General features: G+C 38.0%; 19 protein-coding genes. 13 read left to right on the forward strand and 6 right to left on the reverse strand.

The annotated features are described in order from the left end of the window. The first annotated feature begins 3 nt into the window (after positions 1-3). Both ACUTSE_RS14170 and ACUTSE_RS14175 read left to right on the forward strand, forming a co-directional pair. Positions 4-588, forward strand: a complete 585-nt coding sequence (locus tag ACUTSE_RS14170; RefSeq protein WP_115090443.1) for a sigma-70 family RNA polymerase sigma factor — start codon at positions 4-6, stop codon at positions 586-588. A 49-nt stretch (positions 589-637) separates the two neighbouring features. Further along, complete coding sequence (locus ACUTSE_RS14175) at positions 638-793, forward strand: hypothetical protein (protein ID WP_445640713.1); 156 nt, start codon at positions 638-640, stop codon at positions 791-793. 15 nt (positions 794-808) lie between these two features. Here ACUTSE_RS14175 and ACUTSE_RS14180 read toward each other — a convergent pair whose 3' ends face one another. Beyond that, entirely contained in the window at positions 809-1480 is a 672-nt protein-coding gene (locus ACUTSE_RS14180) for an endonuclease III domain-containing protein (protein WP_115090442.1), read from the reverse strand. Between the two features lie 275 nt (positions 1481-1755). On the opposite strand from ACUTSE_RS14180, the gene ACUTSE_RS14185 reads away from it, so the two are divergent. Next, positions 1756-2850 carry a hypothetical protein gene (locus ACUTSE_RS14185; RefSeq protein ID WP_445640714.1) on the forward strand — a complete coding sequence of 365 codons (1095 nt, stop codon included), beginning with the start codon at positions 1756-1758 and terminating at the stop codon, positions 2848-2850. 114 nt (positions 2851-2964) lie between these two features. On the opposite strand, the gene lpdA is transcribed toward ACUTSE_RS14185, so the two are convergent. The 4 genes from lpdA to ACUTSE_RS14205 all read right to left on the reverse strand — a co-directional run bounded on the left by lpdA (position 2965) and on the right by ACUTSE_RS14205 (position 7264). Continuing rightward, positions 2965-4368 (reverse strand): dihydrolipoyl dehydrogenase, encoded by a 1404-nt coding sequence (gene lpdA / locus ACUTSE_RS14190; protein WP_445640715.1) that lies wholly within the window; start codon positions 4366-4368, stop codon positions 2965-2967. Positions 4369-4384: 16 nt separating this feature from the next. Then, complete coding sequence (locus ACUTSE_RS14195) at positions 4385-5560, reverse strand: thiolase family protein (RefSeq protein ID WP_445640716.1); 1176 nt, start codon at positions 5558-5560, stop codon at positions 4385-4387. A gap of 85 nt (positions 5561-5645) precedes the next feature. After that, positions 5646-6239 (reverse strand): TetR/AcrR family transcriptional regulator, encoded by a 594-nt coding sequence (locus tag ACUTSE_RS14200; RefSeq protein WP_445640717.1) that lies wholly within the window; start codon positions 6237-6239, stop codon positions 5646-5648. Positions 6240-6364: 125 nt separating this feature from the next. Continuing rightward, a complete protein-coding gene (locus ACUTSE_RS14205) occupies positions 6365-7264 on the reverse strand; it encodes a helix-turn-helix transcriptional regulator (RefSeq protein ID WP_445640718.1) in 900 nt (299 codons plus the stop codon). Between the two features lie 200 nt (positions 7265-7464). On the opposite strand from ACUTSE_RS14205, the gene ACUTSE_RS14210 reads away from it, so the two are divergent. The 5 genes from ACUTSE_RS14210 to ACUTSE_RS14230 all read left to right on the forward strand — a co-directional run bounded on the left by ACUTSE_RS14210 (position 7465) and on the right by ACUTSE_RS14230 (position 13815). Continuing rightward, positions 7465-9624 carry a TonB-dependent siderophore receptor gene (locus tag ACUTSE_RS14210; protein ID WP_445640719.1) on the forward strand — a complete coding sequence of 720 codons (2160 nt, stop codon included), beginning with the start codon at positions 7465-7467 and terminating at the stop codon, positions 9622-9624. 2 nt (positions 9625-9626) lie between these two features. Beyond that, entirely contained in the window at positions 9627-10499 is an 873-nt protein-coding gene (locus ACUTSE_RS14215; protein ID WP_445640720.1) for an ABC transporter substrate-binding protein, read from the forward strand. Between the two features lie 2 nt (positions 10500-10501). Beyond that, complete coding sequence (locus ACUTSE_RS14220) at positions 10502-11542, forward strand: FecCD family ABC transporter permease (protein WP_353101497.1); 1041 nt, start codon at positions 10502-10504, stop codon at positions 11540-11542. Continuing rightward, positions 11539-12303, forward strand: coding sequence for an ABC transporter ATP-binding protein (locus ACUTSE_RS14225; RefSeq protein ID WP_445640721.1), 765 nt, complete (start codon positions 11539-11541; stop codon positions 12301-12303). Before ACUTSE_RS14220 ends, ACUTSE_RS14225 begins: the two co-directional genes overlap by 4 nt. Positions 12304-12441: 138 nt before the next feature. Next, entirely contained in the window at positions 12442-13815 is a 1374-nt protein-coding gene (locus ACUTSE_RS14230; RefSeq protein WP_445640722.1) for an MFS transporter, read from the forward strand. Between the two features lie 71 nt (positions 13816-13886). On the opposite strand, the gene ACUTSE_RS14235 is transcribed toward ACUTSE_RS14230, so the two are convergent. After that, positions 13887-14762 (reverse strand): DMT family transporter, encoded by an 876-nt coding sequence (locus ACUTSE_RS14235; RefSeq protein WP_445640723.1) that lies wholly within the window; start codon positions 14760-14762, stop codon positions 13887-13889. Positions 14763-14849: 87 nt separating this feature from the next. Here ACUTSE_RS14235 and ACUTSE_RS14240 point away from each other — a divergent pair, with 87 nt between their 5' ends. The 5 genes from ACUTSE_RS14240 to ACUTSE_RS14260 all read left to right on the forward strand — a co-directional run bounded on the left by ACUTSE_RS14240 (position 14850) and on the right by ACUTSE_RS14260 (position 20681). Next, entirely contained in the window at positions 14850-16265 is a 1416-nt protein-coding gene (locus ACUTSE_RS14240) for an aminotransferase-like domain-containing protein (RefSeq protein ID WP_445640724.1), read from the forward strand. Between the two features lie 222 nt (positions 16266-16487). Further along, positions 16488-17084, forward strand: coding sequence for a nicotinamide riboside transporter PnuC (gene pnuC / locus ACUTSE_RS14245; RefSeq protein WP_002984941.1), 597 nt, complete (start codon positions 16488-16490; stop codon positions 17082-17084). Further along, the gene (locus ACUTSE_RS14250; RefSeq protein WP_445640725.1) at positions 17071-18078 is read left to right on the forward strand and encodes a hypothetical protein; all 1008 of its coding nucleotides are present in this window, start codon (positions 17071-17073) and stop codon (positions 18076-18078) included. Before pnuC ends, ACUTSE_RS14250 begins: the two co-directional genes overlap by 14 nt. Positions 18079-18223: 145 nt before the next feature. Then, positions 18224-19066, forward strand: coding sequence for an EamA family transporter (locus ACUTSE_RS14255; protein ID WP_445640726.1), 843 nt, complete (start codon positions 18224-18226; stop codon positions 19064-19066). A 142-nt stretch (positions 19067-19208) separates the two neighbouring features. Further along, the gene (locus ACUTSE_RS14260) at positions 19209-20681 is read left to right on the forward strand and encodes an aminoacyl-histidine dipeptidase (protein ID WP_445640727.1); all 1473 of its coding nucleotides are present in this window, start codon (positions 19209-19211) and stop codon (positions 20679-20681) included. Positions 20682-20853: the final 172 nt, after the last annotated feature.

Genomic DNA, 20853 nt, shown 5'->3' on the forward strand with positions numbered 1-20853 from the left:
GTTATGGAATTAATTCAATTACCAGATGCAACTTTAGTGCATCACTATGTAGGAGGCAATGAGCAGGCGCTTGAAATTTTAATCAAAAGACATCAAGCTAAAATTTTTGGATTTATTTTCAGTAAGTTAGATGATGTTGAACTAACCAATGATATTTTTCAAGATACCTTTATCAAGGTAATTAATACCCTCAAAACAGGAAAGTACAACGAAGAAGGAAAGTTTATTTCTTGGGTAATGCGTATTGCACACAACTTGATTATGGACCACTATCGCAAAGAAAAACGAGTGATTATTCACAATGATAGTGCACAAACACCATTTTTTACTTTTTTAAAAGATGATAGTGAAACCATAGAAGAAACATTAATCAGCCATCAAATCACGGAAGATTTACAACAGTTAATTTTGGAATTGCCCGAAGATCAGCAAGAAGTAATTCGCATGCGCTTGTATCAAGATTTGAGTTTCAAAGAAATTGCTGAAGTAACGGATGTTAGTATTAATACAGCTTTAGGAAGAATGCGTTATGCCATCATCAATTTGAGAAGATTAATGGAAAAAAAACAAATTTCACTAAGCCTATAATAAAATCTCAGTTTGCGCGTTTTTAAAAGTGGAAGCTAACAGATTTTATATGGAAAAAAATTACAAATCCCTTTTAAAAGCGAAAGAAGCTAAGTTACCTAAGACTGAAATAATTGAGAAATTATTGACGTATTCTAAGTTTTGGTCTCATTTAGCACTGAGCGATTTTATGGAGCCTAATTTAAAGACTTCAAAAGCGAACTAAAAAAAAGCATCGAATTTATTTCGATGCTTTTTTTTCTTGTTTTTTATAGTATTCGTTGAGTACCGTTTTACGGCCAATTACACTTGTAATAATGTCCAGTTCTAATTTCCACGCTCTCGCAGGAGAATACTGACGTCCATACCATACCAATTGAAGGTGGAGTTTATTCCAATGTTCTTTAGGAAATAAACGTTTCGCATCTTTTTCCGTTTGTTGCACACTTTTTCCATTTGAAAATCCCCAACGATAAAGCAAACGATGGATGTGCGTGTCAACGGGAAAAGCAGGAATATCAAAAGCCTGAGCCATAACCACAGAAGCTGTTTTGTGTCCAACAGCCGGTAAGCGCTCTAAGGCTTCCATATCAGCTGGTACTTCCCCTTGATGCTCTTCAATTAAAATCTTCGATAATCCATAGATCCCTTTACTTTTCATGGGAGATAATCCACAGGGACGAATGATGTCTTGAATTTCTTCAACCGTCATCTTAACCATATCATAAGGGTTATCTGCCTTAGCAAAGAGAATAGGCGTGATTTTATTTACGCGTTCATCGGTACATTGAGCCGATAGTAACACTGCAATGAGTAATGTATAAGCATCCTTGTGATCTAAAGGAACTGGTATTTCGGGATACAAAGCATCTAATGTTTCAAGAACAAAGTTTACTTTTTCAGTTTTAGTCATGATTCAATAGTCAAAATTATAAATAAATCCTTGTTGGATAGGCATACAAATATCGCGAAAAAAGATGACATCCCTCAAGGAGTACCATAGATTTCAGTAATAGTGCAATTGACTATTTTTAAATCAATTTATTACCTTGTATTATTTTAGTATTTTAACTTCTTTTAATATTGAATTGTTTTGTTAATTTGATTTTTAGTCTTTTATGGTATAATTTTATTTATTTTTATTGCTATTTATTTAATAGTTTTGATTTTTAATTGAATCAAATTGTTATGAAAAAAAGAATTCAAATGATAGCTGTTTCGGCTATGTTACTAAGTGGTATGGGAATTATTTCTTGTAGTAGTGATGATAGTAGTCCTACACCTCCGCCACCGATTGAAGAGTTGAAAGTTCCAACGGCTACTAAATTTGGAGAATTAAGAGAAGCGGTTTTAGCTGATCAAAAGCAAGAATTTGTTACTACAATCAATGAAGAAGGAGGATTCCGTTTTGTCAGTAAAAAAGGAGTAGAAGTAGTGGTAAGTAACTTGGGAACTGAAGAGCATTGGGGTGAAACAGGAGATGAAGTAACTTGTACTTTTATAGAATTATATGATAAGGGAGTTATGGCGCTCGTTAATCGACCTACTATGGGAATTTACCCGAATCGAGATGAATCGGGTTATTTTGACGTGACTAAAGATGAGTATGGTCGTATAGCGGCGGAAGGATATCGTGGGTTTATTATTACAGGAGGAGAGTTTTATTTTGATATCAAAGTAAAAGGACAACAAGTAACCAATTACGGGATTCACATGGTGGTGCCTGCTAAGAATACGGGAGGACTTCAGGATGATATGCTGCTTTGGCAAGGGAATGTTAATGAAAAAGATGATTTAACCTTTACTGAAATCCCCGTACAAACCGAAATGGGATTTTTGCATGGAGATGAAGAAAACGATAGCTATGTGCTATATCTAAACGGTTGGAGCAATTTACCCGCAGAAATAGGATGGTCTAATATTGATAAATATGCAGGCTTTGAAGGAGAGCAAACGCAGTTTTTCGTAAAAGTTCCTTCAGGGTATAATTACGAAAATTCAGCGATTTACTTGGGCGTTAAAGGAGAAGAAGGTTTAGCACATTTAGATGTATTTCTTACACATCCTGAGTTAGGTGATGTTTTTACTGAGCATTATGGTTGGGTTCCAGTTGGATTAGAAGGTTATGTATTCTTTATTTCAGTGGATCCAGATACGAATAAAGTTGTATATGCAATCAAGGATATTAAGGTGAGTAAAAATCAAATGGTGCAAATTAAATCGGAAGATTTAAAAACGGGAACCACAGAAGAAGTCATTCAGATTTTAAATGGATTAAAGTAATCGCAGTAGTAGAAAAAAATAAAAGGATAGTAGTTTAAGGGGAATATTATTTTTAGTAAAAAGAGCTCTTTTGTTGATTCAAAGAGCTCTTTTTTAGTTGCTATACGAGATAAATTAAATGTTGATGGCAGGGTGTCCATAAGCCATTCGATAGGCATCCTTTAAAACTTCTGCAAAAGTAGGATGAGCATAAGAAATGGAGAACATGTCTTGAGCAGTTACCTCATATTCTAAGGCTACCACGGCTTGTGCAATTAAATCTGCCGCACGAGCTCCAATGATATGCACCCCTAGAACCTCGCCGTATTTTGGGTCAACCAATACTTTGGCAAAACCATCTGTATCCATCGATGCACGCGCACGTGCATTGGCTGAAAATGGAAATTTACCTACGTTATACACTGTATTTTGCTGCTTTAATTCTTGTTCCGTAGCTCCAACAGAAGCAACTTCAGGCCAAGTATAAACGACGTTGGGAATGCGGTTATAGTGAATGTGGGGTTTTTGTCCGTTGATGGTTTCCACTACATATACCGCTTCTTCCTCCGCTTTATGCGCCAGCATGGCACCACCAATGACATCGCCAATAGCATAAATGTTTGGTGCATTTGTCTGTAATTGTCCGTTGGTTTCAATAAAACCACGTGCATTTAATGTAACAGCCGTATGTTCTAAGCCTAATCCTTCTGTATAAGGACGTCTTCCAACAGCCATTAAAACATAATCTGCTTGAAGTTCATAATCTTCTCCTTGCTTATTTTTGAATTTAACACGTGCTTGTTCTCCTAGGTTATCTACTTGATAGACGGATTGTTCGAGTTGGATTGCTATGCCTTCTTTCTTTAGTATTTTGTGTAAAGTCTTTCCCAGTTCTGTATCCATCGTGGAGATTAGATTGCTTGCATATTCTAGTATCGTAACCTGAGTTCCCATACGGTGATAAATAGAAGCCATTTCTACACCAATTACACCACCACCTACAATGATGATGCTATTCGGTTTTTGTGTTAAGGATAACGCTTCTGTTGAGCTAATGATGCGTTTCTTATCCAATGTAATCCCAGGCAGGGTAGCGGGTTTAGAGCCTGTTGCAATAATGAATCGATCAGCTTCTACCTGTATACGCTCTCCTTTTGGGGAAGTTACGGTAATAGTGGTGTTGTTTTGAAAACTCGCTGTACCATGTAATCGCGTAATCTTGTTCTTTTGCATCAAAAAGTCCAAGCCTTGGGTGTTTTTCAGAATCACTTCATCTTTGCGTTGAAATATTTGATTGAAATTCAATTGAATGTCTTGAATTTCAATGCCGTATGATTTGAATTTATGTTGTGCATCTGCATAGTGATGGGTACTGTCTAACAAGGCCTTGGTCGGAATACAACCTACATGCGTACAAGTTCCACCCAATCCTTCATATTTTTCTACAATAGCTGTTTTATAACCCAATTGGGAGGCTCGTATAGCTGCTACATAACCACCAGGTCCTGAGCCAATAACGATAAGATCAAATTTTTCCATTTTTTGTTGTATTTGATTATAATTTCTCAATAATTAAAGCTGTTGCGCCGCCACCGCCGTTGCAAATTGCCGCTAAACCATATCGTTTGTTTTCCTGTTGAAGGGCATGTGTTAAGGTAACTAAAATACGTGCACCGGAAGCACCAATAGGATGTCCTAGAGCAACTGCACCTCCTCGTATATTGATGCGATCGAGTGGAACATCTAGGAGTTTAGCAATCGATAAAGGAACAGAGGCATAGGCTTCGTTAATCTCAAAGAGATCAATGGCATCTAGGTCTAAATTAGCTCTTTCCAAAGCTTTTGGAATCGCTAGAGCGGGAGCTGTCGTAAACCAAAGCGGATCTTGTGCAGCATCTGCATAAGAAACAATACGAGCCAAAGGCTGGAGCCCATGTTTTTGTATAGCTTCCGCTGAAGCGAGTAGCAACAGGGCTGCTCCGTCATTTAAATTGCTTGAATTTGCTGCCGTTAAAGCACCACCTTCTTCAAAAACAGGGCGCAATTGCGGCAGTTTTTCAGGGATGATTTTATAAATATCCTCATCTGTATCCATCATTTCTTTTTGCTTGGGTAAGGCAATAGGAATGATTTCTGCTTTAAATTTTCCTTCTTCTGTTGCTTTTTGGGCTTTTGTATAGGAGTTTAATGCATATTGATCGAGTTCTTCTCTTGTAAAAGCAAAATGTCGGATGCCAATTTCAGCTGCATTTCCCATGTGACACTGTGCATAAGCATCTGTTAATCCATCTTTTAAAAGTCCATCAATCGTTTGGATATGACCTAATTTATGGGCTTGACGATGGGAAGAGTAGAAAGGAACATTACTCATGCTTTCTATACCACCCGCTAAAACAAGGTGCTCTTGACCCAATTGAATTTGTTGGGCAGCTAGCGATACGGCTTTTAGTCCAGAGGAACATACTTTATTGATGGTTGTTGCTTCTGTATCTGGAGATAAGCCCGAAAGAATACCTACTTGTCTAGCAGGAGATTGTCCAAGACCTGCACTTAACCCATTGCCAATATACAGAGAATCAATAGCCGTGGCTGGCAAGTCTAATTCTTTTCTGATTTCTTGTGCTACTAAACTTCCTAGTTCCGTAGCGGTAAAAGCCTGTAAACTCCCCAAAAATCCTCCTGTGGGGGTGCGTTTAGCGGCTACAATAAATACATCTTTCATATTTTTCATGTTTCTAGTTATAATTATATACCGATTGGTATATTTTAATTTTAAAAAAAAATCATTGCGTTTGATTACCCAATGATTTCTGGGATTAAGAGGACATTTCGATTGTAATCATGCGTTCAATTTGATCCAAGGCGATATCCAAATGTCTTTTGTTGGCCAAAGTACGCGAAAGTAAAACGCCTCCTTCTACTAGCATAACCATCAAAGCAGCGATGTCGTCTGCTGCGATTTCAGGCTTAAAATACCCTTGTACTTGTCCTGCTTTAATTACCTCAACCAAGCGATCTTCCCACGCTTTAAAATTGAGCTGAACACTTTCTTTTAAAAAGAAAAGGTGATCATCCGCTTCTGTAGCAGCATTGAGTAAAACACATCCTCCCGTTTGAACTAAGTATTCCCAATGGTTGCGGTAAAAAGCAACAAAGCTTAATAGCGCTTCTTTTGGATTGTCTCCTTGGTTTAAAGCACCACCAATTTTCTTTCGCAAAAGGGAAACATTGTATTTAAACGCTTCGATAATAACCTCATCTTTATTGCTAAAATTGCCGTAAATACTTCCTTTAGTTAAGCCTGTTATCGCTGTGATATCTGACAAGGAAGTAGCAGCATACCCTTTGGTATTAAATAAAGGGGCTGTTTTTTCAATAATAAATTGTTTGGTTTTTTCGGCTTTACTCATGATGTTGTACTGTATTCGAACACCAAAGGTATAATAAAAATACCAATCGGTATATTAAAAAAATGCAAAGTTTTTGCAAGATGGGACGTAAAGAAACTAGAACGGGGTGATTGGCATTTGCCTTTTTATTTTACTTGCGTAGGTAGCTGTCCATAGTATTTTTTAAAAGCAGCAGTAAAATGATGGCTGTGTTTATATCCTACAAATTCCGCAATCTCATAAATTGTATACGTTTGACTTTGAATCATTTCTAACGCTTTTTTCATGCGCAAATCATGGATGTATTTGAAGGTAGTGGTTCCAAATAAAGACTTGAATCCTTTCTTTAATTTAGTTTGGTTAATTCCCACTTGATGAGCGAGTTCTAGCAGGGTAAAACTTTTGTTGTAATGCAAATTAATGAAGTGTTTGACCTCATGTAAAGCTTCTTCATCCTTTTTGTGAAGGGAGGGATGTTTTTGCTCTTTCTGATAGGACCAATTGGCGTATTGCAAGAGGTGAAGTTCTTCAATTTTATTGTCCAAGTAATGCTGTGCTAATTTACCTTGAAAGGGATTCGCAATCAATTGCTGGAGAACTTGCAACGTGGTTAAATTTAAATCAAAACTAAGTTTTGGTGATTGCTTTTCTAAAAGTTCAGCGAGGTAATCTCTTTCTTCTTCGAATAAAGAGGCAATAAATCGCCTCTCAACTGCAATTTCTAAGAATTCTCCTTTTTTGTTCTGATCTGTTTTCATCAGGTGCTCATAAGGAACAGCTTGTTCTTGAAATAAGAGCGAACCTTGTTCTTGTATATTGAGATTCTCGTGATTCAACGTTAAACTACTGCCTTGTATACAGCTACAAGTCAAAATAGATTCTTTAGTGGGTACTACGGTGTGATAAAAATCGTGTTCAGCGGTATAAATCCCGTGTTTAATTACGGCGAGAGGCGTTTGAATAACGGTTATATCCATTTGATATTCCTTTCCTTCCTGATGGTGCTTGTCAATGGAAAAGGACTGTTGAGGTATGGATTGTAACATAATAAAATGGATTTGATGGTACAAAAATACGTATTTATATTGATTTTAAATAAGATAGAGGGGAGAAGCAGTTTTGTTTGGGTGAATACTTCTCTTGGCGTTGTTTTATGACCGTTTTGCGTGGTCTATTAGCTTATCGAATATAGGACTTTTGCATTTTACTATTTAAAATGAATTTAAATAAAGAAAATGAAAGCGTCATGAAAAAATCAGTTATCCGTTTATCTCTTCTTTTTTTGCTCCAAGGGGCCGTAGTATGGGCACAAGAAGCTCAAGATAGTTTAGCAATTGCCTCTCGTCAATTGGATCAGGTTGTCATCACTTTAGATGAAAATCCGTGGGTTAAAACGAAACCTTCAACATCGCTGCGTTTAAATCAAGCGATTATTAATATTCCTCAAAATATTCAGGTTCTTTCGTCCGAATTAATAGTGGCTCGCCAGATTACAACGCTAACGGATGGAATTATTCGAAATGTAAGTGGAGCCGTGCGTTTAGAAGAATGGGGCGATGTATATGCCCGTATTAATATGCGAGGTTCAAGAGCTTCTGCGTTTCGCAACGGAATGAATGTATCTTCTACCTATGGTCCAATGGCGGAAGATATGAGTATGGTAGAGCGCATTGAATTTGTCAAAGGACCTGCGGGCTTTATGATGTCTAATGGAGAACCTTCGGGTATTTACAATGTTGTTACAAAAACACCAACAGAGCAAACGCGCCAAAAACTCGAACTCAATTATGGGAGTTATGATTTTATGCGAGCTAGTGCCGATATAGAAGGAAAACTAACTCCCGTTACGGAGCAGGTTTTTTATCGTTTAAACCTGATGGGAAGTAGTAAAAATGGATACAGAGATTATCAGGAGAATCAACGTTTGGCTTTTGCTCCTTCTTTTTTATTTAAACTAAGTGATAAAACCTCGCTAACAGCATCGTATAGTTATCAGCGTTTAAAATTGTCTGATTTCGGAGCGGATTATTTATTTTCTAAAGCAGGGTTTGCTACTTTACCGCGAAAGCGAACGTTTGGTGATCCAGGTTTTGAGCCTTCTATTATGAATGATCATAGTTTGAATGCACATCTGAAAACCCAATTGGATACTAGATGGACGTTACAAGCACAAGTAGGGTATTTTAAGTTCAATCAAGAAGGGCAATATATGTGGGTGACTCATATTGATGATGCAGGGGATTTTGTGCGAACTAGCAATTTGTGGGATGCAGAGAACAAAGCATTAGTGGGCCAGGTTTTCGTTACAGGTGAATGGAAAACAGGAAAAATAAAACACAATATTTTAGCTGGATTAGATCTTGGACATAAGCGCTATTTAGTGGATTGGAGCCAAAAGTTTGATTATGACTCCATAGGGAGTTTCAATATTTACAATACGGCCTATCAAAAACCTATTTACGGCTATCCAAACTTTGATCGAAGTCAACCATTAAAACAACGAGTGGCTCAATTTGGTATTGGACAAGCAGATGTTGGGCAAAGTTATACGGGAATTTACATCCAAGATGAACTCGCTTTTTTTGATGATAAGCTGTTTATTACCCTTGCAGGACGTTATACAACTGTCAAAGAGAATGCCAATCGAGAAACGCGAGAAGATCATAAATTCACACCGCGAATAGGGATAAGTTATAAGATTGGTTATCAGATGAATGTATATGCCTTGTATGATAAGACGTTTGTCCCTCAATCCGGTATAAAGCGAAATGGAGCTGCTGTAACACCGCTAACAGGAAATAATATCGAAGTAGGGATAAAGAATAATTGGTGGAACAAGCGCTTTCAGTCTACAGTAGCGGTGTATCGCATCACGAAAAACAATCATTTATCTGCAGATCCTATGAATGCTCCGGGGGAGAATTATGTTTTGCAATTAGGACAAACCCGTACACAAGGTGTAGAAGTGGATATGAGTGGTAAAATAGCTCCTGGGTTGCAAGTCAATGCCAATTATGCCTATACAGATTCAGAAGTAACCAAAGAAACCAAAGGAGGAGTGAAAGGGAGTCGAGTAAGTGGTTATGCTAAACATGTAGCAAATGTGTGGTTGGATTATACTTTTGAGGCAGGACTTCTACGCGATTTCTCGTTGATGGCTGGAATTACTTTTATGGGAGATCGTCAAACGTGGGCTTTTGGTGGTGGTGAACCACTTCCAGACTATACTCGTGTAGATGTAGGTGCAAGTTGGAAAAAGGATGATTTGAAAATTTCATTGCTCGTGAATAATCTTTTTGATCGCTATTTATACAATGGAGCATACTACAATTCTAGAGGAGGATTTTATTACTGGAGACCGGAAGATCCGATGAATTTAAAGTTGAGTTTTACCTATAGTTTTTAAGGATGAGAACGTGTGGTGGACTCCTTTTGGGAACTTTTCTTCTTTGCCTTGTCGGTTATAGTCAAACGGCAGATCGCGTGGTTTTATTTGGTCAACCTGCTTTAGAGATGGTGAAGCGCTTTGGCGGAAAAGAAAACGTTGTTGGGGTGGGATATTTGGATCGTAAGATTAAAAAAGGAGAGGAGGTAGGTTGGCCTATTTTGACTTCCTTATGGCCTTCTATTGAATCGATTATTCAAACTCGTCCTACTCATCTTTTTGGAATGGAATCTGCGTTTAAGGATAAACGCAGTGGAAGTCCTTCTTTTTGGCAAGAGAAAAAGATAAAAGTAATACCTGTTTTTGATTTCAATCAACCGCGAACGTTATCTGTATTCTTTCGCGATTTAGAAGCTTTTGGTACCGTTTTTCACAAGGAAAAAGAAGTGAAGCAATTTATTGAACAAGAGACTCAGAAAATCAATCAACTCAAAGCAAAAGTCGCAAAAACCTCAAAAGAAAAAGAAAAACGAGTCCTTTTTTTAGCCAACGTTCGATCGAGTGATATTTTTTATTGTTACACCCAAGATAAATGTATCATCGGATCGTTATTAGAAGATTTCAACGTAACGTTTTTAACAAGTGATACGATGGTGATTCCCATCTCTTTAGAATATTTAGTTCGGTTAAACCCGGATTATTTGATTCTGTCTAGTTTTCAGGCGAATAGCTTACCTGAATTACTTCGTTATTTTCAAGAACATCCCGTGCTCAAACGCTTGGATGCAGTAAAAAATAAACGACTCATTACTGTTGATTATTCTAATGCAGTGAGTGGAGGACTAGAATTTGTGGCTTTATATGAACAATTAATCCATTTATTATACCCAGAATGAGTATGAAACAAAGAAAAAGAAAATACGGTTATTTGGTTTGCCTTCTTTTTGCCGTTGGGAGTATGGCACTTTGGGCTGTATTATCGGGGCAGATTGCCATTACCACTCAAGATGTATGGGCGATTTTAGCTGCAGAATCACCAGCGAAGTTAGTGTCACAAGAAGGCATTCAATTGGATATTATTCAAGAAGTATTGTGGACCATGCGCATGCCTAGAGTGGCTATGGCTATTGTTGTAGGAGCCGCTTTATCTATCGGAGGGGTTGTGATGCAATCAACCGTACAGAATCCATTGGCGGATCCCTTTTTATTGGGGATTTCTTCTGGTGCTTCTTTAGGAGCAACTGTGGCTATTGTTTTAGGATGGGGCATCAGTAGCTTTTGGGGAATCCCCTTGATGGCTTTTCTTGGCGCGTGTGGAGCAACCTTATTTATTTTTGCATTGAGTCTCCAAAATCGAGGCGTATCAACCTTGTATTTGATTCTCGCAGGAACAGTAATCAATGCATTCTGTGCCGCACTTTCCAACGCTCTAGTATATGTAGCGGAAGATAGTGAAAAGGTGAGAGCTGTTGCTTTTTGGAGTATGGGCAGTTTAGCACAAGTAAGTTGGCTCGAAGTTGGAATTATCTTTATAGCGCTTCTTGTGATACTGGGGTATTTCTTATTACATGCAAAAGAGTTAGATGCCATGATGATGGGAAATGAATCGGCCATTACTTTGGGAATTAACCCCAATAAACAACGTCTTATACTGATTTTGTTGGTTACGCTACTAACTAGTTTAGTCGTTTCTTTTTGCGGCGTGATTGGGTTCGTTGGCTTGACCATTCCTCATATTGTGCGAAATCTAGTTGGTAGTAAACACCATTGGACGCTGTTGTTTAGTGCAGTACTAGGCGCTTTATTTTTAGTTGGTGCCGATTGGCTGTCGCGTGTTTTAATTCCACAAAGCGAAGTTGCCATTGGTATTGTAACCGCATTAATCGGTTGTCCAATATTTGCCTTAATCCTTGTAACGAATAAAAAGAAAGCATCATGAGTGAAAAGCTATTAGAAGTGCAGAATATTTCATTTCATTATCCATCAAGAGCGATTTTAAACGACGTTAGTATTCAAGTCCAACCCCAACAATTTGTAGGAATAGTTGGGAGTAATGGCTGTGGAAAATCTACCTTATTGAAAATTGTATATCGCGTATTGAAGGCCAAAGAAGGCCGCGTTTTCTATAAGGGAGTTCCCATGCAACAGTATAGCTTAAAACAAATGGCACGAAAAATTGCTGTAGTTGGACAATTTAATGATACCCCTTTTGATGCTACTGTTTTAGATGTGGTTTTAATGGGGCGAATCCCTTTTAAATCAAAATGGCAAGCCTTCAATGAAGAGGATTATCAATTGGCTTTAGCAAGCTTAGAAAAAGTGGATATGCTAGCGTATCAAAATACGGCTTTATCGATGTTGTCGGGAGGAGAAAAACAACGTGTTTTCTTAGCAAGAGCCCTGACACAACAACCCGAGTTAATCATCTTAGATGAACCAACCAATCACTTGGATATTCGCTTTCAATTGGAAATTTTAAAAATTGTCAAATCCCTTCGTATTGGCGTCTTAGCAACCATGCACGATTTGTCGTTGATCGCTAATTTTTGCGATTATATCTATGCCCTAAAAGATACTCAAGTATACTGTAGTGGAAAACCGATTGACTTGTTGACACCGGAGCAAATTCAATCTATTTTTGGCGTGAATTGCAATGTAATTCGGACAGAAAAGAACGAATTGTTTTTCAGCTATTATTAAATGATTAACGCTAAAAGCTCATCTTGCGTATTTTATGCTTCTTCAAGCGTTATATGCATGTTCTCAAGCTTTCAGACTTTTGTATTAACGTAAAAAGAACACAAAAATAACGTGTGTTTTTATAAAAAAACGAAGAGTATGATGCTGAAAAACAAATGGTTTCTGTTGTTTATTTTATTACTAGCAACGATTTTATCTCCCTTGGATTTTTATATTGTCAATTTAGCCTTGCCTGCTATACAACAATCCCTCCAAGCAACTAATAGTGAACTGCAGATGATTGTTTCCTTTTATACCTGTGCTTATGCCGTATTTCAAATATCGGGAGGGCGATTGGGTGATATTTATGGGCGAAAAAATGTGTTTATACTAGGACTTTTTGGGTTTGTCTTTTTTTCCGCCCTTTGTGGATGTGCTCAATCCTCCACGATGATTATTGTTGGGCGTATTGGTCAAGGAGTCTCCGGTGCGATTATGATTCCACAAGTACTCGCAATTGTACAGGGAATATTCAATGAGAAGGAAAAGCGATTGGTCATGGCTTTGTATAGTTTTACTTTCGGTATTGCTGCGGCCTTGGGGCAATATTTAGGCGCTTTGCTCATCGAATGGAATCTATTTGATTTGGGATGGCGTATTATCTTTCTCGTCAATCTTCCTGTAGGAATTTTGGCCTTGCTCTTGGCACTTGTAGCTTTACCTAAACAAGAAATAAAAACAGGAGAGACTATTGATTACCAAGGGACCTTATTCCTAACTTTAGGTTTAATGAGTTTTATTTATCCTTTAACGACTAGTATTGAAGATGGAATCACCTTACACACGATAGGGTATTTACTTGGTGCAATTGTTTTTATTTATTTGTTTGTTCGATTTGAAAAAGAGAGAAAAAGAGAGGGGAAAAGTGTATTGGTCGATTTTGATATTTTTCAATACAGAAATTTAAAATTGGGAGTAATAATTAGCTTTCTGTATTATGCAAGTGGGGTGTTTTACTTGGTTTTTGGGATCTATTTACAAAAAGAATGGCATTGGAGTAGCATGGAGGCAGGAAAAGCCATTATCCCTTTTGGTGTAGGATTTATTGTCATGTCTTTGTGTTCTTCTATACTCAGTAAATACCTCAAAGAGGCACTTTTATCCGTGGGATTAATGCTGTATATGTTGGGATTCATTCTTTTGATGATTACGTTATATCAGTATCACCCTATAGTATTTAAAGTAAATTTATTTGTAATCGGTTGTGGGATGGGCTTAACCTTAGCCTCTGTTGTTCGTCTTAGCTTAAGCAATATACCTATTCAATTTGCGGGCTTAGCTTCTGGAGCAGTTAATTGTGGACTGCAAATCGGTTCCGCCTTTGGAGTAGCTGCTTTGGGAAGTGTGTTTTTTGCTCTAACTGAAATAAAAAATTACACCTTTGCTTTTGCCTTCGTTTTAGGATTGATTTGCCTGTTATTGCTGATTGCTTTTTACTTGAGTCTTAGGATGAGGAAAGGTTGGGGCGAATGATATTTGCTTTTTTGCAACAATCCTCTTTAACCGATAAATTTTGCAAATTCACAACTTCACCCCACCGCGTCTTACGCAAACTTCTTACTTGCAGCAACACATAAAACCACCCCTAAGGTAACGCCAATCATCCCAATTGAGATATATTCTTTTAAGAAAAAGGCAGCTAAGGCTAAACCGAAAAAGGGTTGTAGTAGTTGTAGTTGTCCTACTGTCGCAATTCCCCCTTGTGCGAGTCCTTTATACCAAAAAATGAACCCAGTAAACATGCTCATGGTACCTAGATAAAGTAAACTTACCCAAGTATCCATTTGTATCGTTTCAAGAGAAGCTGGAATAAAGAAGAAAAAAGTAGGAACTAAAACGGGTAAAGCAAAAATAATCGCCCAAGAGATCACTTGACTTCCTCCCATGGTTTTTGTCAGTACTGCTCCTTCTGCATAAGCCAATCCGCATAACACAATAGCAGCGAGCATTAACAAATCTCCCGTTAAGGAACTTGTCGCATGTTGCATATAAGCGAATCCTACTACGAGTGTACTACCTAAAAAAGCAAAAAGCCAGAATAAAGGTTTAGGGCGTTCTTTTCCTCGCAATACCGCAAAAATAGCGGTACTCAAAGGCAAGGTCCCCACAAAAACTAAAGACCTGGCTGCAGTCATATGTTGTAAAGCCAAAGAGGATAAAAGAGGAAACCCGATAACTGCACCTGCAGACACCAATAAAAGCGATTGTGATTCTTGCTTACTTGGCCAAGTTGCTTTTGTATAGAACAAGAAAAGCGCAGCAAGTATAGCAGCGATTAATGCGCGTACAAGGGTTACAAAAACGGGATCTAAGCTCAATACGGCAACCTTCGTTGCAGGCATGGATCCACTAAATAAAAGTACGCCAATTAATCCGTTCATCCATCCATTCGAAGCAGTGGCTGTTACTATTGTTTTCATTAGTTTGTTATTTTTTTCAAAAGTAAGAGGATTTTATGGACAAACACAGTCGCAGTTTTGTATATTTGAATGGATACAGTTGATGATATGAATCAGAAATATATTTACGTAGACTTAGCAGATCAATTAGCCCATCAAATTCGAAAAGGGGTACTCAAAGAAGGCGACCGAATGCCTTCAATTCGCACGTTGTGTAAAACGCACAACATTAGTATGAATACAGCGAAACGAGTGTATTTAGAACTGGAATCAGAATCACTGGTACAAGCTATTCCCCAATCGGGCTATTTTGTTAGTCACGTCAATTATACCCATTTTCCTTTACCTCAGGCGAGTAATCCTACACCCTTAGCGGATAGTACAATTCCTAAGGACATTATTAATAAAGTTTACGCCAATATGGGAAATGAAGCGCTGACTCTATTTTCTTTTAATTCACTCTATGGTGAGTTTCTCCCTAGTGCACAAATGAAAAAGGAAATTGTTCAGGCGAGTAAAGCCTTAACTTATGGCGGAATTGATTACGAATCTGTACAGGGAAATCTAAATTTACGCCGTATGATTGCTTCGCGTTCCATGAATTGGGGAGGGAATTTAACGGAAGATGATATTGTAACAACCAATGGGAGTATTAATGCCATCTCGCTTTGTCTTTTGGCTTTAGGAAAGCCTGGAGATACGGTAGCGATTGAAAGCCCTTGCTATCCAGGTATTTTTCAACTGGCTCTTGATTTGGGATTCAAAGTGGTAGAATTACCTACTGATCCTGTTACAGGAGTGAATATAGAAGCACTAGAACAAGCTTGTTCAACCATCGATATTTGCTTGTTGGTATCCAATTATAGCACCCCTTTTGGCAGCTGTATGCCTACTGAAAACAAAAAGAAAATTGTAGCCTTATTAGAGGCGCATCAAATACCGTTAATTGAAGATGATGTCTATGGGGATTTAAACTTCAATGGCAAACGCCCGATGTGTTGTAAGGCTTTTGATACCACAGGGAATGTATTGTTGTGTAGTTCCATTTCTAAAACACTAGCTCCAGGTTATCGCGTGGGTTGGGTAAGTGCAGGAAAATACCAAGATAAAATAATCCACCAAAAGTTAATTCACGCTATTTCTTCTCCAGCCATCGTACAAGAAGCTGTCGCTAATTTTATTAAATCTGGCAAATACGAGAAACACTTGCGCAAGTTGAGACAAAGTGTTTTTGCAAATTACCAGAAGATACTAGCTGTTATTTTGGAAGATTTCCCGAGTGGAACGAAAGTTAGTCGCCCAGAGGGAGGACTGTCGTTGTGGGTGGAGTTTGACCAAAGAGTGAATACACTGAAGCTATATGATCTGTGTATCAAAGAAGGGATTAGTATTGCTCCGGGGCGAATGTTTACTGTACAACAGCAATTTCAAAACTGTATCCGAATTAGCATTGGATTACCTTGGTCTGAAGAGATAGAGCAACAACTTAAGCGAGTAGGAGCATTGAGTTTACAAACCTTTTAGCCTAGCGTATTGGTACTCTGATGCTTGGTTATTCTTTGGCACAAGACAGATTCTAAATTTTTTTGTATCAAAAAAAAACGTCAACTTTGTGCCCTGAAAGGGGTGCTGCATCATTGTGCGGCTGAGATGATACCCTGGAACTTGTTTCCACACCTGACCTAGGTAATGCTAGCGTAGGGATTTATAATTTATCATCTCATCATTTACCTTAGTTAAGTTAATATGATGCAGGACATTTTACTACAAACAACGTGGGCCGAATGGCTCGGTGTACTATTTTCTATGATTCAAGTTGTACTTGCATCGAGAAATAATTCCAACAACTATCTTTTCGGTATTGCGGGTATATCCTTGACGCTCTACGTCATGATTGTCGCAAAGCTCTATGGCGAATTCACGCTCAATTTATACTACTTGGTGATGAGTATTTATGGTTGGTTATATTGGAAATACGGTAAACAAAAAGAAGAAACTAAAATTTCAACAACAAACGGGAAGGAAAAGCTTATTACTGTAGGGATTGTCAGTTTTACTTTTGGATTATTCTGGTTTTTCCTTACGCACTATACGGATTCAGATGTGCCTATTTGGGATTCTTTAGTTTCTGCTTTTGCTTGGGCAGGGATGTGGTTGATGGCAAAACGCAAGGTGGAGAATTGGATTTTATTGAATATTAGCAATTTGATTTCGGTGCCTTTGATGATTCACAAGGACTTATATCTTTATGCGGGACTGACTGTTTTCTTGTTTGTTGTAGCTGTATTGGGGTATATTAAATGGAGTAGAATTTTAAAAGAACAAGCGTATGTTAAGTGCTAGTGCATTGAGGATAGCCATGCAGGGAGCAACTGCTATTCCGGAGGAGGTTATTGCGCATATTTACAAACAGCGATGGTTGCAAATATGGGTGCCTCAATCGTATGACGGTTTAGGATGTGATTTTAAAACAGGTTTAACCCATTTATATGAATGGGCAAAGATGGATGGAAGTTTAGGTTGGATGTTGACGTTGTGTTCAGGGGCGAATTATTTTGCTCGCAATATGCTTCCTGAAACTGCAAAGGAACTATTTGCAAAAGAAAATACCTGCTTTGGTGGAAGTGGCATGGTGGGAGGTACTGCGGATGAACAAGAGAATGGTACGTATGTTCTGGATGGACTTTGGCATTATGCAACAGGAGCGCCTTATTTGAGTCATTTTACCCTTAATGCAAGGTTGCTGAAACAAGGGAAACCTTGTTTGGATGCGGAAGGAAATCCTTGTATTCGTTCCTTTATTGTAGAACAAAGTAAGGTGAAAATCATTCCAAATTGGAAATCCATGGGAATGAAAGCAACAGGAACCTTCTCTTTTGAGGTGAATCAAGTGGTGATTCCCGCCGATTACTACTTTGAATATGATACGTTTTATACGGATGATGTGGTAACCAAAATTCCGTTTCGAGTTTTTGCTGATTTAACGCTTCTAGTGAACTATTTAGGAATTGCTTATCACTTTATGGAGGAAGCTGCTGTATTGCTTTCTACTGCGACTTTAAGGGCTTATCAGGCAAATATTACGACAACTTTTGAAACAGTAGTAGAATACGCCAAGCAATTGGAAGACACTTTGGTGAAGAGCGCTACGATAACCATGGCGAAACAAGAGGAAATACATGCGTTTGGTGTACAAATTGTCGAACAATTGATTGAACAGGTGATTCAGGTGCATGTACAATTGGGGATTAAAGGAACACAAGTTGATCAACCGATACATCAAATCTTCTGTGATTTCTTTACTGCAACGCAACATGCCAATTTTAGAGCAGAGTAAAAGAACAGGGCGAGTTAATTCGGTTTTCTTCTAAAATAAAAAGATTGTTTCCATTGTGAGACTTCTCATGAAGCACTATTTTTGCACCAAATTTGAACTTTATGCTTGAAGAAGGATAAAGTTTATTTTTTTTTAATTATTTGAAATGAGTGAAAAAAGAACTGCTATTTCAGCCGCTTTGACTTCTATAATGTGTGTGCAAGGTGGTGCGTCTTTAGCAAAAAGGCTGTTTCCTGTTTTAGGACCAGCAGGTGCAAGCTCCTTGCGCATTGGTTTATCCGCTATCTTGTTATTACTTATCAATAGACCTAATTTTAAAGCATTAACCAAACAACAATGGTTGTGCTGCTTAGGGTATGGGGTAAGCATTGGAGGAATGAACTTACTGTTTTATTTTGCAATTGAAAGAGTACCCTTAGGTTTGGGTGTGACCGTAGAATTCGTAGGTCCATTGCTTTTAGCCTTATTTTTATCGAGAAAAGTACTCGATGTGCTTTGGGCCTTACTCGCTTGTGCAGGAATCTTGTTGATTGTGCCTTGGAAGAGTAATAATGTGGATCTAATCGGACTGGGCATGGCTTTTACAGCGGGGATGTTTTGGGTCGGTTATATTGTCATGGGAAGCAAGGTTTCTAAACTGATTGATGGGCGAACTGCGGTTACTATTGGAACACTATTTGCCGCAATGATTATCGTTCCTGTAGGGATTGCCTCTGGAGGATTGGTTCATCTGACACTCAATCTTTTTTTATTGGGATTGGCCGTGGCTGTTCTATCTAGTGCGCTTCCTTTTACGTTGGATTTGGTAGCTATGAAGCGCATGCCTGCAAAGAGCTTTAGTATTTTAACTAGTTTACATCCTGCATTTGCCGCTTTGAGCGGATTATTATTCTTAGGAGAAGCATTGAGTTTGATTCAATGGCTGTCCGTTGCTTGTGTTGTTTTTGCAAGTATAGGAACTACAATAACTTCATCTAAAGTTAGTTAGTGCCTGTTGATTGAACTTTTGTTTTAGAGTTGTTGAATGGCAAAGAAACGGGAGCCGAACAAAATAAAAGGAAGTACCTCATTTTTAAAGAGAATAGTTTACCTTTGAGGAACAAGGAATAATAAGAATCTATATTGAAATTATGAACCAAGAAATAAGAAACTTAGAACCTAAACAAGTATGGAATAAGTTTGCTGATTTAAATGCAGTGCCACGTCCTTCTAAAAAAGAAGAACGCGTGATTGCGTTTATGGTAGACTTTGGAAAGTCACTAGGATTAGAAACAATCCAGGATGAGGTAGGAAATGTTATCATTAAGAAACCTGCAACTGCGGGAATGGAGAACAGAAAAACCATTGTGATGCAATCGCATTTGGATATGGTTCACCAAAAAAATAACGATACAGATTTTGATTTCGATACACAAGGAATTGAAATGTATGTAGAAGAGGGATGGGTACGCGCTAAAGGAACTACTTTAGGAGCGGATAATGGATTAGGAGTTGCTACGATTATGGCAATTTTGGAAAGTTCAGATATTCCACACCCTGCAATTGAAGCGCTTTTCACAATTGATGAGGAGACAGGAATGACAGGGGCAAAAGGATTAAAAGGCGGTTTATTAGAAGGAGAAATCCTTTTAAACTTAGATACAGAAGAAGACGATGAAATTGATATCGGATGTGCTGGAGGTATTGACGTAACTGCAGCAGCAGAGTACGATGAAGAAGATACGCCAGAAAACTCGGTGGGATACCGCATTACAATTAAAGGATTAAACGGAGGACATTCAGGAATGGATATCCACAAAGGACTGGGGAATGCAAATAAAATCATGAACCGTTTGTTGTTTGATGCTTTTGATAATTTTGGTTTACAAATTGCTACTATCAAAGGGGGAAGTTTGCGTAATGCTATTCCACGTGAAAGTGTTGCAACTGTAATTATTGCTCAAATGTATGATGAGGCTTTCGTTTATGATATGACGCAAATTGTTGAGGATATCAAAGCGGAATTACATACCGTAGATCCAGGATTTGAAGTTGTTTTTGAAAAATTAGACGAGACAGAAACACCGAAAAAAGTAATGCCTTCTATGGCACAATACTTCTTCGTTCGTTCTATGTATGCGGCGCATAATGGAGTATTCCGTATGAGTCCAGACTTTGATGATTTAGTAGAAGCATCGAATAATATTGCTAAAGTTGAGGTAGGGAATGGACAGTTGACTGTAAAATGTTTAACGCGTTCATCTGTAGAATCTTCTAAAATGGACGTTGCGAATGGCTTGCGTTCTGCTTTTGAATTAATGGGATGTGAAGTAGAGTTTTCAGGTTCATACCCAGGATGGAGTCCAAATCCAGATTCAGCAATTTTAGATGTGTTAGTTGATATTTACGAAAAACAACACAACGAAAAACCAAATGTGGTAGCTTGTCATGCTGGATTGGAATGTGGAATCTTAGGAACACATTATCCGGATATGGATATGATTTCGTTTGGTCCAACCATTAAAGGAGCTCACTCTCCTGCAGAGCGTGCAAATATTGAGTCACTTCAAAAATTCTGGAACTTTGTTTTAGAGATTTTAAAACAAATCCCAGAGAGAAAATAAAGAATATAAATACTTGGTATAGAAAAGCAGCAAACTTTAGTTTGCTGCTTTTTTTGAGTAAATAGAAGCAAATAGATCATTTTCTTCAAAAAATCTTTTGATTAAGGTCAAAAATCACCTTTATAAAAAGGATTTTTATAAAAGGTGATTCAAATTTGAATCGTATCTAGGT

The organism is Myroides sp. TSA_177.3, assembly GCF_052691955.1.

What these genes read in the sequence shown, in the direction of transcription:
- ACUTSE_RS14180 (WP_115090442.1), bottom strand. Translation starts at nt 1,480, where the DNA reads ATGACTAAAACTGAAAAAGTAAACTTTGTTCTTGAAACATTAGATGCT.
- ACUTSE_RS14205 (WP_445640718.1), bottom strand. Translation starts at nt 7,264, where the DNA reads ATGTTACAATCCATACCTCAACAGTCCTTTTCCATTGACAAGCACCAT.
- ACUTSE_RS14215 (WP_445640720.1), top strand. Translation starts at nt 9,627, where the DNA reads ATGAGAACGTGTGGTGGACTCCTTTTGGGAACTTTTCTTCTTTGCCTT.
- ACUTSE_RS14195 (WP_445640716.1), bottom strand. Translation starts at nt 5,560, where the DNA reads ATGAAAAATATGAAAGATGTATTTATTGTAGCCGCTAAACGCACCCCC.
- ACUTSE_RS14175 (WP_445640713.1), top strand. Translation starts at nt 638, where the DNA reads ATGGAAAAAAATTACAAATCCCTTTTAAAAGCGAAAGAAGCTAAGTTA.
- ACUTSE_RS14235 (WP_445640723.1), bottom strand. Translation starts at nt 14,762, where the DNA reads ATGAAAACAATAGTAACAGCCACTGCTTCGAATGGATGGATGAACGGA.
- lpdA (WP_445640715.1), bottom strand. Translation starts at nt 4,368, where the DNA reads ATGGAAAAATTTGATCTTATCGTTATTGGCTCAGGACCTGGTGGTTAT.
- ACUTSE_RS14260 (WP_445640727.1), top strand. Translation starts at nt 19,209, where the DNA reads ATGAACCAAGAAATAAGAAACTTAGAACCTAAACAAGTATGGAATAAG.
- ACUTSE_RS14240 (WP_445640724.1), top strand. Translation starts at nt 14,850, where the DNA reads ATGAATCAGAAATATATTTACGTAGACTTAGCAGATCAATTAGCCCAT.
- pnuC (WP_002984941.1), top strand. Translation starts at nt 16,488, where the DNA reads ATGATGCAGGACATTTTACTACAAACAACGTGGGCCGAATGGCTCGGT.
- ACUTSE_RS14225 (WP_445640721.1), top strand. Translation starts at nt 11,539, where the DNA reads ATGAGTGAAAAGCTATTAGAAGTGCAGAATATTTCATTTCATTATCCA.
- ACUTSE_RS14255 (WP_445640726.1), top strand. Translation starts at nt 18,224, where the DNA reads ATGAGTGAAAAAAGAACTGCTATTTCAGCCGCTTTGACTTCTATAATG.
- ACUTSE_RS14230 (WP_445640722.1), top strand. Translation starts at nt 12,442, where the DNA reads ATGATGCTGAAAAACAAATGGTTTCTGTTGTTTATTTTATTACTAGCA.
- ACUTSE_RS14220 (WP_353101497.1), top strand. Translation starts at nt 10,502, where the DNA reads ATGAAACAAAGAAAAAGAAAATACGGTTATTTGGTTTGCCTTCTTTTT.
- ACUTSE_RS14185 (WP_445640714.1), top strand. Translation starts at nt 1,756, where the DNA reads ATGAAAAAAAGAATTCAAATGATAGCTGTTTCGGCTATGTTACTAAGT.
- ACUTSE_RS14170 (WP_115090443.1), top strand. Translation starts at nt 4, where the DNA reads ATGGAATTAATTCAATTACCAGATGCAACTTTAGTGCATCACTATGTA.
- ACUTSE_RS14210 (WP_445640719.1), top strand. Translation starts at nt 7,465, where the DNA reads ATGAAAAAATCAGTTATCCGTTTATCTCTTCTTTTTTTGCTCCAAGGG.
- ACUTSE_RS14200 (WP_445640717.1), bottom strand. Translation starts at nt 6,239, where the DNA reads ATGAGTAAAGCCGAAAAAACCAAACAATTTATTATTGAAAAAACAGCC.
- ACUTSE_RS14250 (WP_445640725.1), top strand. Translation starts at nt 17,071, where the DNA reads ATGTTAAGTGCTAGTGCATTGAGGATAGCCATGCAGGGAGCAACTGCT.